Source organism: Brevibacillus formosus (assembly GCF_003013405.1).
GTDB classification, from domain to species: domain Bacteria; phylum Bacillota; class Bacilli; order Brevibacillales; family Brevibacillaceae; genus Brevibacillus; species Brevibacillus formosus.
The window spans coordinates 321,610-338,218 of the sequence record NZ_PXZL01000007.1 but is presented as its reverse complement, the minus strand read 5'-3'; the positions used below and the strand labels follow the sequence as shown (position 1 = coordinate 338,218).

Sequence of the window (16,609 nt, the reverse complement as noted above, 5' to 3'; positions counted from 1 at the left end):
ACAAAAGAATCAACAGGGGGACTATTGCATGTTTCGGAAAAAGGGGAGCTTCGTGCTAGCGAGCATCATGTCTGTGTCTTTATTTCTGGCGGCGTGCGGAGGAGGGGGCGGTCAACAGACTGCCCCGTCTGCGGGACAAGCCGGGGGAACAGAAGCGCCGAAAAGTGACGGCCAAAGCTATGTATTCAAAGCAGGGCATTCACTGACGGAGGATCATCCATATCATTTGGCACTGAAAAAAATGGCCGAGGATGTCGACAAGCGCTCGAGCGGAAAAGTGAAAATTGAGGTGTATCCGCTGAGCCAGCTGGGAGCGGAGCGTGAATTGACAGAGGCGCTGACCTTTGGAACGGCGGATATGTCGATTACCTCGACTGCGCCGGTGATGAACTTCCATCCGAAGCTTGGCGTGCTGGATCTTCCGTTCTTGTTTGAGAGCCGTGAGCAAGCGTACAAGGTACTCGACGGACAAGTCGGAAAAGACTTGCTCAAGGATTTAGAAAATGCCAATCTGGTCGGGCTGGCATGGGCTGAAAACGGCTTCCGCCATATTACAAACGGCTCGAAGGTGATCAAAAAGCCGGAGGATGTGGCAGGGTTGAAGATACGCACACAGGAAAACCCGATCCATCTGGCTGCATTCGAAGCATTGGGAGCGAAGCCGACCCCGATGGCTTGGACAGAGGCGCTGACGGCGCTGCAACAAGGAGTCGTTGATGCCCAGGAAAATCCGGCGATTGTCGCACAAACCTACAAGCTATATGAATCCAAGCAAACACAAATGGCCCTCACCGGGCATGTCTACTCAGCGGCGATGATCTTGTTCAGCAAGCCTGTATGGGATAAGCTCCCGGCAGATATCCAGCAACTTCTTGCCGAGGAAGCCAAGAAAGCAGGTCAATACGAGCGTGAGTTGATGATCAAGATGGAAGAAGAGGCTATCTCGAATATTAAGGCAAAAGGGGTAGTCATTACCGAGGACGTGGATAAGCAAGCTTTCCGCGATGCGATGAAGCCTGTCTATGACAAATTTTCCGGACAGTTTGGCAAAGAGCTGGTGGATCAAATTGTAAATATAAAATAAACGGCAGAAGGGAGAGGAGCCACTCTGGCTTTTCTCCCCTTTTTCCTGCGAAAGGAGATTGTGTGTGGGCAACCTTGTTTCCAAAATAAACAGCATCCTTCGTTTTTTCATCATTGCCCTTCTGGCTATTATGGTGATCGCTGTCTTCCTGCAGGTGCTTTTCCGTTTTTTGCTCGACCAGCCCTTGGCCTGGACGGAGGAATTGGCTCGGTATTTGCTGATCTGGATCACGTTTCTGGGATCAGCGTACGCAATGTCGATCAAAGCACATATCGGTACGGAATACATTCAAAAGTACTTGTCGCCTCGCATGAACAAGCTGGTGCTGGTTATTGCCGCTTTGTGTAGTCTGGTCTTTTTTCTCGTCATGGTTCAGCAAGGCTATTTGTTGTCTGCGAGAAGCATGACCCAAACCTCACCCACTCTGCTCGTTCCCATGGGTTATGTATACATGGTGATTCCGATCAGCGGTGCTCTGCTCATCATGAACGTGATCCATGTGACATGGAAAGACATTATCGGGAAGGAGTGACCAGATTGTGGGTACGATTCTGTTTTTAACACTGTTGGTGCTTCTGATCCTGAATGTGCCGATTGGTGTTGCACTGGGGTTATCCGTCGTTGTCGTGTTTATGCTGGAGGGCAACATCCCTCTTCTGGTTGTCATTCAAAAAATGTTCAACGGGACAGACTCCTTCCCGCTGATGGCGATCCCGTTCTTTCTCCTGGCAGGAAAGCTGATGGAAACAGGCGGAATCTCGGCTAGGCTGATCCGTTTTGCGAATACGATTGTCGGGAACCTGCCTGGAGGATTGGCAATCGTGGCGGTCATGGGTTGTACTTTTTTTGCGGCGATATCGGGTTCTTCGGCCGCGACAACGGCAGCTGTAGGGGGAATTTTGATCCCGCATATGGTCAAAAAAGGGTACAATGTTCGGTTTTCTGCTGCCTTGCATGCAACAGGCGGAACAATCGGTGTCATGATTCCTCCGAGTGTGCCGATGGTTTTGTACGGGGTAGCAGCAAGTGCCTCGATTAGCGACTTGTTTATTGCCGGGATAGGACCGGGCATTCTCGTAGCGATCTCGCTGATCCTGTACTCGTATTGGATCAGTAAGAAAAATGGCTGGGGTGGCGGTGAGAAGCATACGATCAAAGAGATATGGGAGGCGTTCAAGGACGCCATTTTGGCGATTCTCATGCCGATCATTATCCTTGGTGGTATTTACGGAGCCATCTTTACTCCGACAGAAGCAGCAGTAGTAGCCGTGATTTACGGTCTGGTTGTCGGGCTTTTTGTCTACCGGGAAATCAGGTGGAGGGACTTGGGGGAAATTTTCGCGGGCTCTGCCAGCATGACAGCGGTCATTATGCTTATTATCGCGACCGCCAATGCATTTGGCTATCTGATGACGAGGGAAAACATCCCGCAGGAAATTGCGCAATTCATGCTGGCAATTACTGACAGTACAATCATCACGTTGCTCATTATTAACATCTTGCTGCTTATTTTGGGGACGTTCATGGAAACGGCGGTTACGATCATTCTCCTGACACCGATCCTGCTGCCGATCACGAATTCTTTGGGTATTGATCCGGTGCTATTCGGGGTGATCATGGTCGTCAACTCCGCGATCGGAATGCTGACGCCGCCTGTTGGGATCAATTTGTTGGTAGCAGGAAATATTGCGAAGCTCCAGAATACGGAGATTGAGCGAGCGGTGATCCCGTTTTTGGTCATCATGATCGTCGATTTGATGCTCATCACCTACATTCCTGAAATCAGTTTATTCCTTGTCAACTTGAGCAAGTAACGGAGGGGGAACCAACGTGGATTACAAACAAGCATTAGTGGGATTGCTGGGGGAGGAACGAGTAACGACCAACCCCACTGTACTGGAGCACCACAGTCATGATGAATCGTATCATGCCCCGCATCTTCCAGATGTGGTCGTGTTTCCGAAGACGACAGAGGAAGTCAGTCAAATCATGAAGCTGGCCAACGAAAAGCGTATTGCGATAACGCCGTTTGGCATGGGGACCAGTCTGGAGGGACATGCGATTCCTTATGCGGGCGGAATTAGCATGGATTTTTCCTTAATGAACCAAGTGCTGGAGGTGCGACCGAAGGACTTTCTCGTGAGAGTCCAGCCGGGTGTGACGCGCACTCAGCTCAATAAAGAATTGAAAAAGCATGGATTGTTTTTCTCCGTCGATCCTGGCGCGGACGCGACTTTGGGTGGGATGGCTGCTACAAACGCCAGTGGAACGACTTCTGTTCGTTATGGCGTGATGCGTGATCAGGTTCGCGATCTAGAAGTGGTGACGGCGGACGGTCGTATGATACGTACAGGGAGCATGACAGCCAAATCCTCCTCAGGCTACCATCTTACTGGGCTGTTTGTTGGGTCAGAGGGAACGCTCGGTGTATTCACAGAGCTGACCTTGCGTGTTTACGGCATCCCTGAGGCGACAACAGCGGCGCGTGCCAGCTTCCCTACTGTTCAGGATGCCGTCGACACCGTCGTGGATATTCTCGGAGCGGGTATTCAAGTAGCGCGAATCGAGCTGGTTGATGAACGTTCCATCCAACAAGTGAATCTGTACAAAGAAACGAGCTACTCGGAAGCACCGACGCTGTTTATCGAGTTCCACGGCAGTGAACAAGGGCTCGCGTATGATATCGACTTCGCGCAGAACATCGCCGATGGGCATGGCTGCACGCAGTTTCTTTTTGAAACAGATTCGAAGGCCCGGACGCAGCTCTGGGACGCTCGTCATAACCTGGCGTATGCCTTCCTGCACAAATCCCCCGGGAAAAAGCTGATGGTGACAGATGTTTGCTTGCCGATTTCCGAGCTGGCAGGAGCAGTTGTGGACGCACGGCAAGCTATTGATCGCGCAGGGCTGGATGGAGCGATTGCAGGGCATGTCGGGGATGGGAACTATCACGCGATCCTGATGATCGACCTGAATGACCCCGATGAAGTGGCGCGTGCCGAGGAAGTAAATGCCCATCTGGTGGAATACGCATTGAGTCGGGGAGGAACCTGCACAGGAGAACATGGTGTGGGTGTGGGGAAAATCAAATATCAGCGCAAGGAACACGGAGAAGCACTGGACGTCATGCAAGCCATGAAGCAAGTGTTGGACCCGAACGGCATTTTGAATCCGGGAAAAATTTTCAGGAAATAACAGAGAGCCTGCATTCTGAACGTTTGTCGGAATGTGGGCTTTTTCTTTTGCGTAATGTGTCGAAGAGGAGAGGAGAAAGGATGATTATGCAGAATGTAGAAGATTGGTAACTGGTGCATTACATTCTGGTGTGGCAGGGAGGCAAATATGAAGTCTATTGTTGAAATTGCCAAGAGTGCAGGTATCGAAGAACAGCATTTGGAGCTATACGGAAAATATAAAGCCAAACTATCAGATGAACTATGGGAGCAAGTAAAGGATCGCCCTGATGGCAAACTGATTCTTGTTACAGCGATGAACCCCAATCCGGCGGGAGCAGGCAAGACGCTCACGACGATTGGTCTGTCACAAGCTTTAAATCATCTCGGGAAGAAAACAATTGCAGCGCTTCGCGAGCCGTCCTTGGGCCCTTGCATGGGGATCAAAGGAGGCGCAACCGGAAGCGGTCAGGCACAAATTCTCCCGGCTGATGAAATTAACCTGCATTTTACAGGGGATATTCATGCGATTACAGCTGCACATAACTTGTTGGCAGCGATGATCGACAATCATATTTTCCACGGCAATCCGCGTGGGCTCAATCCAAAGAAAATCGTTTGGAAACGAGCCATGGACATGAACGATCGCGCACTGCGAAACATCGTGGTTGGTCTGGGTGAAGGCAATGGGATGACGCGTGAGGATGGCTTCATGATTACGACCGCTTCGGAAATCATGGCGATCTTATGCTTGAGTGAGAATCTGGCAGACTTGCGCGAGCGGTTGAACCATATCATTATTGGCTACGATTTCAATGATCAGCCTGTACGAGCAGAAGAAATCAACGCGGTCGATGCGATGTGCGTTCTCTTGAAGGAAGCCATCAAGCCCAATCTCGTACAGACAATCGAAGGAACTCCGGTCATCATTCACGGGGGGCCTTTTGCCAATATCGCGCATGGGTGCAGCAGCGTGATCGGAACCAAGATGGCCTTGAAGCTGGCAGATTACGTCGTAACAGAGGCGGGCTTCGGTGCGGATCTGGGAGCAGAGAAGTTTTTTGACATCAAGTGCAGAAAAGCAGGTCTGACTCCATCGGCTGCTGTCGTGGTCATTACGGTTCGCTCGTTGAAATACAATGGCGGGGTAAAAGTACCTGACCTGGCAGTAGAGAACTTGTCTGCTCTGGAAAAAGGCTTCGAAAACGTCAAGCGCCATCTGGAAAACCTGCAAAAGTTCGGTGTGCCAGCGGTGGTGGCCATCAACCATTTTGCGACGGATACCCAGGCAGAGATCGATTCTGTAATAGCGTTGTGTAAAGCCGCAGGAGCAGAAGCAGCACTCTCCAAAGTATGGGCAGAAGGAGGAGCAGGCGGTGTTGAGCTGGCTGAAAAAGTGACTCGTGCAGCAGAACAGCCTTCATCCTTCCGATTCTTGTATGAGGAAGACCTCAGCATTAAAGACAAGATTGAGACAGTCGTAAAAGAAGTATACCGTGGATCGGGAGTTGTCTTTTCGCCGCTGGCATTGAAAACGATGCAAAAGGTAGAAGAAATGGGCATGTCCCATCTGCCTGTGTGCATGGCAAAAACCCCGTACTCCTTTACGGACCGCGCTGATCTGTTGGGGGCACCTGTTGACTTCACGATCCAAGTGAGTGAAGTGCGCATATCAGCAGGAGCTGGTTTTATCGTGGCACTGACCGGAAGCTTGGTTACCATGCCAGGCCTCCCGAAAAAGCCGGCTGCTGAATCATTATATGTAGACGAGGATGGACAAGTGATCGGATTAAGCTAATCAAAAAGTTTGACAAAAAGCTGACAACTGTAAAAGGTTGTCAGCTTTTTTTCGTTTTTGAGGTTTATTATCGGAAAGTTATGGGAAAAGAAAGGTGAGATTGAAAAAATGTGAACTTAATTGAAAAACAACAAGGAATGACAAAGGCAAACTTGCTGAAAGGCAGGGACGCAAAGCCACGGGTCTAAGGTCGAAAGTCAAATGACTTTCGCAGCTAGGACAGCCGGGTTGCCATACCGTAGTCATGATGGACTGTCGGTAGGCAGTCTTTTTTTTGTTGAAAAAAGAGAAGGGAGAAGGGATTCGGTATGAAAAATAGTTTGAAGAATAAGCTAATTATCGTGTTGTGCCTGCTGTTGGTTATAAGTTTGGGTACGGTTTGCGGTGCAAGCTATTGGAGTGCTTCTAATCTTTTGGCAGGCAGTCTGGACAAAGAAGCTGAGTTGTCAGCTAGCAATCTCTCAATTCGTATCGATGGTTTCTTTCAAGAAAAAATTGAGATTGTAAGGGCGCTGGGAGGGTTGATGTCGGCTGATCAAAATGTCGAGCACGACCTAAAAATCATTCAAGAAGCCCAAAAGAAAAACCCCGAGTTTGAGACGTTCTTCTTTTCGCATGATTTAAGCGGAAAGAAAGTAATCAATTTCAAGGGTGAAGTAACCGATATCTCGGATCGTCCGCATATTAAGGAAGCCAGCAAAGGGGAAGGGAAGGTTGTTGTCTCTGAGCCAGTCATTTCGAAGCGGACAGGGAATAACATCGTGACACTGGTCGTTCCATTGATGAAGGACAATCGTCAATACGGTTACATCGGTTCTACTATTCCGATCAATGAGATCCAAAAAAAGGTGTCTGAGGAGAAATTCGGACAATCAGGCTACGCTTTTTTAGTAAGCAAATCAGGAACATTTATTTATCACCCGAATAACGAGTTCATTCTGAAGGAATCGATTCTCGACATGGGTATTCTTGAACTTCAGACTGCTTTTGAAGATATCAAGCAAGGGAACCATGGAATCGCCCAATATAATTACGAGAACACAGAGCGATTTGCTTCCTATTTTCCTACCAATTTGAATTGGGGCATATACATCACTGCACCCGTAGCGGAGCTGCATGCGCCTGTCGATCAACTGTCAGCCCGATTGATGGTTATTTCCCTCATCGTATTGGCGATTGGGGTTGTCCTCGTTTATTTCTTGGCTGTACGCATGGTGAAACCAATTGAGCGTCTGAATCACGCAGTAAATGTAGTGGCGCAGGGGAACTTGAAAGAGACTGTAACGGTTGACGGAAAAGACGAGATTGCGGTTCTGTCCCGTGACTTTAACCAGACGGTGTCGCACTTGAAAAATTTGATTGAAGACGTATCTCTGTCGTCTGATCAAGTACAGCGTTTTAGTCAGGAAGTATCCGAAGGCATTAAACAAGCGACGGAAAACATCAACCAAATCGGTTTGTCTATTGCGCAGATTTCTGAGGGAGCAGAGGCGCAGGCAGCCAGCTCGCAGGAAGTCGCATTGTCGATGACTGACATGGCAGCAGGCATCGTGAAAATCGCGGAGACGTCTGCACATGTTTCAGAGGCTGCCCAGATAGCAACAGAGCAGGCTGAGCAAGGGACTGCTGTGGTAGAGCAGGCAGTTCGCCAGATGGGAAGCATTGGCGAGGGAACATCGAAGGCAACAGTAGCCATCGAGCAGCTCAATAATCGCTCCAAAGAAATCGAAGGCATTCTCGATACGATCAGTCAGTTGACCTCGCAAATCAATTTGCTTGCCTTGAACGCTTCGATTGAGGCAGCACGCGCCGGCGAGCATGGACGTGGGTTTGCTGTAGTTGCAGGTGAAGTGAAAAAACTGGCGAACCAATCCGAGGAATCCGCATCCAAAATCGCAATGCTGATCGGGGAAATCCAGCAGGATACCCATCACGCGGTAGAGGTTATGACCGAGGGCAACCAAAACGCACAGCAAGGTATTCAACTGGTCGAAGAGGTTCGAGAAATCTTCGGGCACATTTTGGAATCTTCCCGGAACGTTGCTGCACACATTTTGGAAGTATCCGCCGCATCTGAACAAATGTCAGCGGGCTCCCAACAGGTGAGTGCTTCTGTAGATGAAATGCATAACATTGCAAAACATGCTTCACTCGACGCGCAAACAGTGGCAAAGGCAACCGAAGAGCAGCTGCAAGCCATCCAGGAAATTGGCAAGTCTGTCGAGCATTTGAACGCAGTAGCAGAAGAATTACAGCATGGAATCGGCAGGTTTACTGTGTAAGAGGCAGCTCAACAGGTTGTAAGTCCTCTTCTTTGAAAGGGGGGATGCCATCAAGGGATGATGGAGTTTGTTTCTGAGCAACTAAATTCATTACCGTTTAACAGGAGGAGAACCCAGATGAAAAAAATCACAAAAACAATCTTGGCGAGCACACTCGCTGCAACTATGCTCATGACATCAGGAACAGGTGCTTTTGCTGCAACAGCGGTTAAGCCTGTCCCAACCGTAGCTGCTGAAGCTGCTAAAAAACCGCAAGCGAAGAAGTTTGAATCCCGTTTGGATGAAATCATCGCGAGAGGCTACATCCTCGTAGGTACTCCAGGGGACTACAAACCGTTTACATATCTGAATCCAAAGACGAACGAATTTGAAGGCTACGACATCGATGCGATGAAGGAATTCGCAAAAAGTCTAGGGGTTGAGGCGCGTTTTGTCCAAACCTCTTGGCCGACACTGATGGACGATCTGTTGGCAAATAAATTCGATATTGCTGTCGGAGGCGTTACGCGCAACACAGACCGCCAGAAAAAAGCACACATGAGCGATCCTTATATTATGTTCGGTAAAGCTCCGCTCATTCGTGCAGTAGACAAGGACAAGTACAAGAGTGTAGCAGATATCAACAAGCCAGAGGTTCGCATTGGTGTGAATCCAGGAGGCACCAACGAAAAATTCGTTCGTGAACACCTGACAAAAGCAACTGTGACTGTTGAACAAAACAACCTCGACATCCCTGGTCTGGTAGCAAGCGGCAAGTACGATGTGATGATCACGGATACGCTGGAAGCGCTTGTATATTCCAAAGCAGATTCCCGTCTGTATGCCGCTCTGACTGACAACCCGTTCACCAAGAGTGAAAAAGCGTACATGATTCACCGTGGAGACACAATCTTCGCTAACTACTTGGATCTTTGGATGGACGAAATGAAACTGCAAGGGAAGTTTGATGAGCTTTACAACAAATGGGTAAAATAATCCAATAACAGACAAGCAGCCTGATTCTGGGCTGCTTTGTTAATTTTTACAAGATTCATCACCAAAAAATCAAACAATTTGGGTATATAAGCTGTTTGCTTTTTCAGTCATTGCATGGTACGATTACAGCTATGTTCTTTAGGGCGCTACGTACAATCGGGATAAAAGGGCATGTTCCGGATCGTAAGGAATAGTGCCCTTTTTTTTGAGAATTTTATAGATGAAGGTATTGATAAAGGAGACTGACATTCATTGGCGACTTTTAACGATTTTGGCTTACACCACTCCATTGTTAGAGCGTTGAGCAACATGGGTTTCGAAGAAGCTACAGCAATTCAGGATCAAACGGTTCCTGTAGCACTGCAAGGTCGTGACCTGATCGGTCAAGCACAAACAGGTACAGGTAAAACGGCTGCATTTGGTATTCCGCTGATTGAACGCATGGATGAAACAAGCGGAAATATTCAAGGGGTTGTATTGACCCCAACTCGTGAGCTGGCTGTTCAGGTTGCAGAAGAGATTAATAAAATTGCCCAATTTAAAAACATCTCTGCCCTGCCAATCTACGGTGGCCAAGACATCACGCGTCAAATCAAGGCGTTGAAAAAACGCCCGCAAATCATCGTAGCAACACCTGGTCGTTTCATGGACCACATGAGAAGAAGAACGATTCGTCTGGATGCTATCGAGGTAGTCGTTTTGGACGAAGCGGATGAAATGCTGAACATGGGTTTCATCGACGACATTAAGGAAATCTTGAAAGAGGTTCCAGAAAGTCGTCAAACCCTGCTGTTCTCCGCAACGATGCCGAGAGCGATTCAGGAAATCGCCCAGCAGTTCATGAACGAGCCAACGATCATTCAGGTGAAAGCAAAAGAAGTAACCGTACCAAACATCGAGCAGCAATATATGGAAGTAGCAGAAAGACAAAAGTTTGATGTTCTGTGCCGTTTGCTGGATATTCATTCGCCTGAGCTGGCTATCGTATTCGGTAGAACCAAGCGCAGAGTGGATGAGCTGTCCGAAGCACTGACCAAGCGCGGTTATGGAGCGGAAGGCATCCACGGAGACCTGAACCAAGCAAAACGCGACAGCGTACTGCGCAAGTTCAAGGAAGGTACAATTGAGGTATTGGTGGCGACTGACGTTGCGGCCCGCGGTCTGGATATCAGCGGTGTTACGCACGTATTCAACTTTGACATTCCACAAGACTCTGAGAGCTACGTTCACCGTATCGGTAGAACGGGACGTGCTGGTAAAACGGGTCTCGCGATCACATTTGTTACTTCCCGTGAAATCGACCATCTGCGCCTGATTGAGCGTACGACCAAGCGTCGCATGGAGCGTCGTGCTGTTCCTTCGATGGCAGAAGCTCTGGAAGGTCAACAAAAAATGACAGTAGACAAAATCCTGGAAGCATCCGGCAGAGATGATCTGTCTGCTTACAAAACATTGGCAGAACAATTGCTGGAGGATGTTGATTCCGTAACGCTGGTATCCGCAGCACTCAAGCTGTTGACCAAAGAGCCGGATACGACACCTGTTCGCCTGACGGAAGAAGCTCCTCTTCGCGTTGGGAAGAAAAAGCTGCCTCCAAAAGGAAAAGGTGGCTTTGGCTCAGGTTCCGGTTTTGGCGGAAAGCGTCCATCTCGCCCACGCAATGGCGAATATCGTCCTCGCGGCGGCGAATCTCGTCCACGCAGTGGCGAATCCCGTCCACGCAGCGGTGATTCCCGTCCACGCGGTGGCGAATCCCGTCCACGTGGCGAATCTCGTACACCGCGCAGCTAAGAATCGAACGGTATCTCAAGCAAAGACTGGTGTGCACATTATGTGCGCATCGGTCTTTTTTTCGTGTTGACCTGCCTGTGAATATTTAGGGGAACCCGTGACAAACTAGGAGTGTTTTGGCTTCTGCAACTGGGTAGAGGTCTTTTTCTTATGGGCAATTAACTTTTGGCAACAACGAGTCAGACAAATTCGCGCTTTGATTTTGTTGTTAGCCCCTATGAAAACGCTTTATATTTGAGGTGTACACATTACCTTTTCAATCATGTCAACATCTCATAAATAGGGGTAAAGGAGGGTGCGGTATGGAGAGCGTGGAAACAAAAAACTCTTCGGGTGGTGGAATACGGGTCTCGGTACAAAAGTTTGGGCGATTCTTGAGTGCGATGGTCATGCCAAATATCGGTGCTTTCATCGCTTGGGGATTGATTACTGCGTTGTTTATTCCGACAGGCTGGCTGCCTAACGAGAACTTGGCCAAACTGGTCGGACCGATGATTACGTATTTACTGCCACTGCTGATCGGTTATACCGGCGGGAAAATGGTCCATGATGTTCGAGGCGGGGTCGTAGGTGCCGTCGCTACGATGGGGGTTGTCGTAGGGGCAGACATCCCGATGTTCCTGGGAGCCATGATCATGGGTCCTTTGGGCGGCTGGGTCATGAAAAAAGTGGACCAGCTGTTCGAAGGAAAAATTCGTTCCGGCTTTGAAATGCTAGTAAATAACTTTTCCGCTGGTATTGTTGGCGGGTTACTGACACTTTTGGCTTTCCAAGCAATTGGTCCTGTCGTTGTAGGCTTGAGCAAGGCGCTTGCAGCGGGTGTAGAAGTCATTGTAGGTGCAGGGTTGCTGCCGCTTGCCAGTATTTTCATCGAGCCAGCGAAGATCCTGTTCCTGAATAATGCGATTAACCACGGTATTTTGAGTCCGATCGGTCTGGATGAAGCGGCGAAGCTGGGCCAATCCGTTTTCTTCCTGCTTGAATCCAATCCGGGACCAGGTCTGGGAATTTTGTTGGCGTACTGGCTTGCTGGCAGAGGCAGTGCCAAGCAATCGGCTCCGGGTGCTGTCATCATTCACTTCTTCGGGGGTATCCACGAAATTTACTTCCCGTATGTGCTGATGAATCCGCGTTTGATTCTGGCGGCCATTGGCGGCGGGATGGCTGGTGTGTTTACCTTCACGCTGCTTGGCGCAGGATTGGTGGCGCCACCGTCTCCAGGTAGTATTTTCGCCTTGATTGCAATGGCACCGCGTGGTGGATTGCTACCGGTACTGGCTGGTGTGTTGGCAGCGACTGTCGTTTCCTTCCTGATCGCATCTGCTCTCTTGAAAATGAGCGCGAAGACAGATGAAGATGAACTGGAAAAAGCGACAGAAAAAATGCAAGAGATGAAAGGCAAAAAAACGCAGGAACAAGAAGTAGTAGAAGCTCCCGTGAAGCATGAGGTAGCTGCTGACGTGAAAAAAGTTGTCTTCTCTTGCGATGCGGGTATGGGCTCCAGTGCGATGGGCGCGGCGTCCTTGCGCAAAAAATTCAAGGATGCGGGTCTGACCGAGATTACGGTCATCAATACGGCGATCAACGATATTCCTGATGACGCTGATATTGTCATTACGCACAAGTCTTTAACAGAGAGAGCGCAGGTCAAAGCGCCTTCTGCCGAGCATATCTCCATTGAAAATTTCTTGAATAGTCCCGAGTATGACAAGTTGGTCAAACGCCTGGGGTAAAGGGAATCAACGCTAGTGAGAGCTAGCGTCTTCCCTCTTTGGCGTTAAGGAGGGAACGAAGACATGCATGTATCCTCTCGGCAGCGATCTATTATCGAGATTTTATTGAAGGAACAAAAAGGGGTTACCGTTGGTTCGATCGCCGAACAGATTGGTGTAAGCGGCCGTACCGTTCACAGGGAATTGGATGCGCTGGATTCCTTGTTTGATGAATTTGAACTGGAGTTAGTCCGAAAAACAGGATCAGGGCTTGAAGTGGTAGGGACCGACGACCAAAAGCGTGCCCTCAGAATGTCTGTCCTGCATCACATGACGAAGGAATACACCGCCCAGGAACGTAAGGCCATCATCCTGTGCGCGCTCCTGGAGGCATCGGAGCCAGTCAAGCTGATTTCGCTAGCAATCGATCTGAAAGTGACGACAGCGACCATCAGCCATGATCTGGATGATTTGGAGACTATGCTTGCTCGTTACGATCTGTCACTCTTGCGAAAAAGAGGGTACGGCGTAGAGCTGCAAGGTACTGAGTCGTCCAAGCGGCGGGCTATCAGCAGACTGATTGCCGAGCATCTGGACGATCACGAGCTGATTGGGATTATCAAAGAAAATATTCAAAACAAGGCACTACGAGACATCGACTCGATATCGGAACGGCTGCTCGGCTTGATTGACCGGGAAAAGCTGATCAAGGTCGAGAATGCATTGAGCCATCTGGATGAGGAGCTTCCCTATCCTTTGGCTGACAGCGCCTACCTCGGATTGGTCACACATTTGGCATTGGCCATGGAACGGATTGAAAAAGGGGAGGGCATTCATTTTGACGAGAACACCCTCAGTGAATTGATTGGAACACCTGAGTACGAAATAGCCAGCAACATCATGGAGAGGCTGAAGCAAATTTTCCAAATGGAAATCCCAGCGGATGAGATCGGCTATATTACGATGCATTTGCGGGGAGCCAAGCTGCGGCATTCTCCGGATGAACAGGTATGGCCGGAAAATACGGAACTCATGGTCATTACTAAACGCTTCATTCAAGCCTGCGGAGAGCGCTTGGATATTCCGCTTGGCAATGACGCCTCGCTGTTCCATGGTCTGTTGACCCATTTGGAGCCAGCGTTGTACCGATTGCAGCGAAAGATGGAGATTCGCAATCCAATTCTCGAACAGATCAAGCAAAACTATCCAGAGCTGTTTGCTGTAACAAGGGAAGCGGTCCATACGACTTTGCCAGGGCTACAGGTTCCAGATGAAGAGATCGGGTATCTGGTAATGCATCTTGGAGCGGCACTGGAGAGAACGCGCCATGAGCAGCAGTGGTACCGGGCATTGGTAGTATGCTCCAGCGGGATCGGCTCCTCCAAGATTTTGGCAACGCGCATCAAAAAAGAAATACCGGAGATTGTCAGCTTAAAAAATCTGTCCATGTTCGATTTGGAAGAGGTTCCGGCAACGGACTATGACTTAATTATTTCCACCCTTCCATTGCCGCTCGATCCAGCGGAATATGTCGTGGTCAGCCCGCTGCTTCCGCCAGATGATATCCAAAAAATTAAATATCAATTGCATACGACGAGTCAGAAGCAATTCTATCAGGAGAAAAGTCAGCTGGTTCCCGCAGGACAGCAGTCCGTCGAACAACTAAGAGCCATGCAATACTACGCTGCGTATGCCAATGAGCTTTATGATGGGCTATGGGGAATGAGATGGGATAACCGTGATCAGGATATCGCCCAGCTTTTGAGCCAAATCAGCAAGAGGCTGAAAGAACGCGGAACGATCGAGGAGGTCGAACCGGTAGTCAAGCAATTGATCGAGCGGGAAAAGTTCGGCGGTTTGGGGATTCCGGGAACATCCTTGGCCCTTTTTCACGGAAGAAATGAAGCGGTGAACAAGGCGTCTTTTACGTTTCACCAATTACAAGAGCCTGTGCTTCTTCGCTCGATGGATGAAGAAGTGATATCCATTGACATGCTTCTGCTCTTGTTAGGGCCGAAAGAAGTGCCGAAGGAAGGGCTGGAAGTACTCAGCGAGATCAGCTCCCTTTTGATTGAAGAAGAAATGCAAGCGGTTTTGAGAAAAGGAGAAACACAGCAAATTGCTGATTATATAGCGGGCAAAATGTATGCGTTTTGCCTCAAAAAGATAGGATTGGAGAGAACGAAATGAAAAACATACTGACAGTAGAAAAAATCATGTTGAATGCAAAGGTAGCCAATAAAGAAGAGGCAATCAGACTGGCAGGAGAATTGCTTGTGCGCGCAGGCCACGTAACAGAGGCGTATGTAGAGAAAATGCAAGAGCGCGAGCAGCTGGCGACCACTTACATCGGAAGCGGCGTAGCCATCCCGCATGGAACGAACGAATCCAAGGCAGAGATTCAATCCACTGGGATCTCCATCATTCAGGTTCCGGAGGGCGTAGATTTTGGAGAAGGGAATACAGCATATTTGCTGGTGGGCATTGCTGCTGTTGGAGACGAGCATTTGGAGGTGCTCTCGAACATCGCAATTCTTTGCTCCGAGGAGGAAAACGTCAAGCGGATTGTGAACGCGGCTTCGGCGGAAGAGATCATCGCGATGTTCTCCGAGGAGGTGTAACCCCCTATGCTAGCTGTACATTTTGGAGCGGGAAACATTGGGCGAGGCTTTATCGGACAACTGTTGCAAAAGGCTGGCTATGAAATTGCGTTTGTGGATGTCAATGCGGCTTTGGTCGACGAGCTGAATGAGCGAAAAAAGTATCGCGTGCAACTAGCAGAAACAGGGAAACCGGAGTCGGTCGTGGAAGGAGTTCGAGCGATAAATGGTCAGGATGTAGCGGCGGTAGCAGAAGCGATCGCCACTGCCGATTTGGTAACTACGGCAGTTGGTCCAAACATTCTTCCGCATATTGCAGGAGCCATCGCAGCCGGCATTACCCGGAGACTTTCTGTTCAGGCGAAGCCGCTCAATGTGATTGCATGCGAAAACATGATTGGCGGCAGCGAGAAGCTGAAGGAGCATGTGTATGAGCATCTGACGGAGTCGGTTAAAGCCGAGGCAGCACAATGGATCGGATTCCCCAATGCAGCGGTAGACCGGATTGTTCCTTTGCAGCAGCATGATGACAAGCTTCTGGTTATGGTCGAACCGTTTTTCGAATGGGTGGTAGATTCGTCGCAGATGGTTGGAGAAGTCCCGTTCATAGAGGGCGTTACGTATGTGGAGGATTTGGCGCCGTACATCGAAAGAAAGCTGTTTACCGTCAACACAGGTCATGCTGTCATCGCATACCTGGGGTATCAGTTGGGGATGAATACGATTGATGAAGCGATGCGAGACGACCGGATTGTTCAGGCGACACGGGGAGCTCTTCAGGAGACAGGTGCGCTGCTTGCTGCCAAGTACGGATTTGACCCGCAGGTGCATGGGCAGTATGTAGAAAAAATCCTCGGCAGATACACCAACCCGCTGCTGTCTGACGATATTGTCAGGGTGGCACGTTCGCCGATCCGCAAGCTGTCGCAGCATGATCGTTTGGTCGGCCCGGCGCTGCAATGCATGGAAAAAGGAATGAATCCAGAGTATTTGGGACTGGCGATTGCAGCGGCACTGGCATTCGACTATCCAGAGGATGCGGAGTCCGCACGGATACAAGCAAGCCTGAAAGAGTTTGGATGGGAAAATACATTACACAATTGTACCGGCATTCCGGCAGGTCATCCACTTGAGGAGATCGTGCGCGAACAGGCACGCAGATTGAAGGAATGGTCAGGTAGCCATTGAGAAAGG

The 16,609-nt window shown here is 49.4% G+C and carries 12 protein-coding genes and 1 riboswitch; all 12 genes read left to right on the top strand.

All coding sequences use genetic code 11. The annotated features are described in order from the left end of the window. Nucleotides 1-28 precede the first annotated feature (28 nt). The 12 genes from C7R91_RS08330 (at nt 29) to C7R91_RS08275 (ending at nt 16,603) form a co-directional block, all read left to right on the top strand. Nucleotides 29-1,084, top strand: a complete 1,056-nt coding sequence (locus C7R91_RS08330; protein WP_047070012.1) for a TRAP transporter substrate-binding protein — start codon at nt 29-31, stop codon at nt 1,082-1,084. Nucleotides 1,085-1,148: 64 nt separating this feature from the next. Further along, on the top strand, nt 1,149-1,616 hold the full coding sequence (locus C7R91_RS08325; RefSeq protein WP_047070011.1) for a TRAP transporter small permease: 468 nt from the start codon (nt 1,149-1,151) through the stop codon (nt 1,614-1,616). Between the two features lie 7 nt (nt 1,617-1,623). Next, the gene (locus C7R91_RS08320) at nt 1,624-2,898 is read left to right on the top strand and encodes a TRAP transporter large permease (RefSeq protein WP_047070009.1); all 1,275 of its coding nucleotides are present in this window, start codon (nt 1,624-1,626) and stop codon (nt 2,896-2,898) included. Nucleotides 2,899-2,914: 16 nt separating this feature from the next. Continuing rightward, nucleotides 2,915-4,279 (top strand): FAD-binding oxidoreductase, encoded by a 1,365-nt coding sequence (locus C7R91_RS08315; protein WP_047070007.1) that lies wholly within the window; start codon nt 2,915-2,917, stop codon nt 4,277-4,279. A 147-nt stretch (nt 4,280-4,426) separates the two neighbouring features. Continuing rightward, on the top strand, nt 4,427-6,055 hold the full coding sequence (locus tag C7R91_RS08310) for a formate--tetrahydrofolate ligase (RefSeq protein ID WP_047070006.1): 1,629 nt from the start codon (nt 4,427-4,429) through the stop codon (nt 6,053-6,055). A 135-nt stretch (nt 6,056-6,190) separates the two neighbouring features. Beyond that, a riboswitch (cyclic di-GMP riboswitch) is annotated at nt 6,191-6,291 on the top strand. A gap of 72 nt (nt 6,292-6,363) precedes the next feature. Further along, entirely contained in the window at nt 6,364-8,337 is a 1,974-nt protein-coding gene (locus C7R91_RS08305) for a methyl-accepting chemotaxis protein (protein WP_047070004.1), read from the top strand. Between the two features lie 117 nt (nt 8,338-8,454). Then, complete coding sequence (locus C7R91_RS08300) at nt 8,455-9,312, top strand: transporter substrate-binding domain-containing protein (protein ID WP_047070003.1); 858 nt, start codon at nt 8,455-8,457, stop codon at nt 9,310-9,312. A gap of 252 nt (nt 9,313-9,564) precedes the next feature. Continuing rightward, nucleotides 9,565-11,103, top strand: a complete 1,539-nt coding sequence (gene cshA / locus C7R91_RS08295; protein ID WP_047070002.1) for a degradosome RNA helicase CshA — start codon at nt 9,565-9,567, stop codon at nt 11,101-11,103. Nucleotides 11,104-11,405: 302 nt separating this feature from the next. Further along, complete coding sequence (locus tag C7R91_RS08290; RefSeq protein ID WP_047070001.1) at nt 11,406-12,836, top strand: PTS mannitol transporter subunit IIBC; 1,431 nt, start codon at nt 11,406-11,408, stop codon at nt 12,834-12,836. A gap of 63 nt (nt 12,837-12,899) precedes the next feature. Continuing rightward, nucleotides 12,900-15,005, top strand: a complete 2,106-nt coding sequence (locus C7R91_RS08285) for a BglG family transcription antiterminator (protein ID WP_047070000.1) — start codon at nt 12,900-12,902, stop codon at nt 15,003-15,005. Further along, a complete protein-coding gene (locus tag C7R91_RS08280; RefSeq protein ID WP_047069999.1) occupies nt 15,002-15,436 on the top strand; it encodes a PTS mannitol transporter subunit IIA in 435 nt (144 codons plus the stop codon). Before C7R91_RS08285 ends, C7R91_RS08280 begins: the two co-directional genes overlap by 4 nt. A gap of 6 nt (nt 15,437-15,442) precedes the next feature. Continuing rightward, nucleotides 15,443-16,603: a mannitol-1-phosphate 5-dehydrogenase gene (locus C7R91_RS08275; RefSeq protein ID WP_047069998.1), complete on the top strand. Its 1,161-nt coding sequence runs from the start codon at nt 15,443-15,445 to the stop codon at nt 16,601-16,603. The last annotated feature ends 6 nt before the right edge of the window (nt 16,604-16,609 follow it).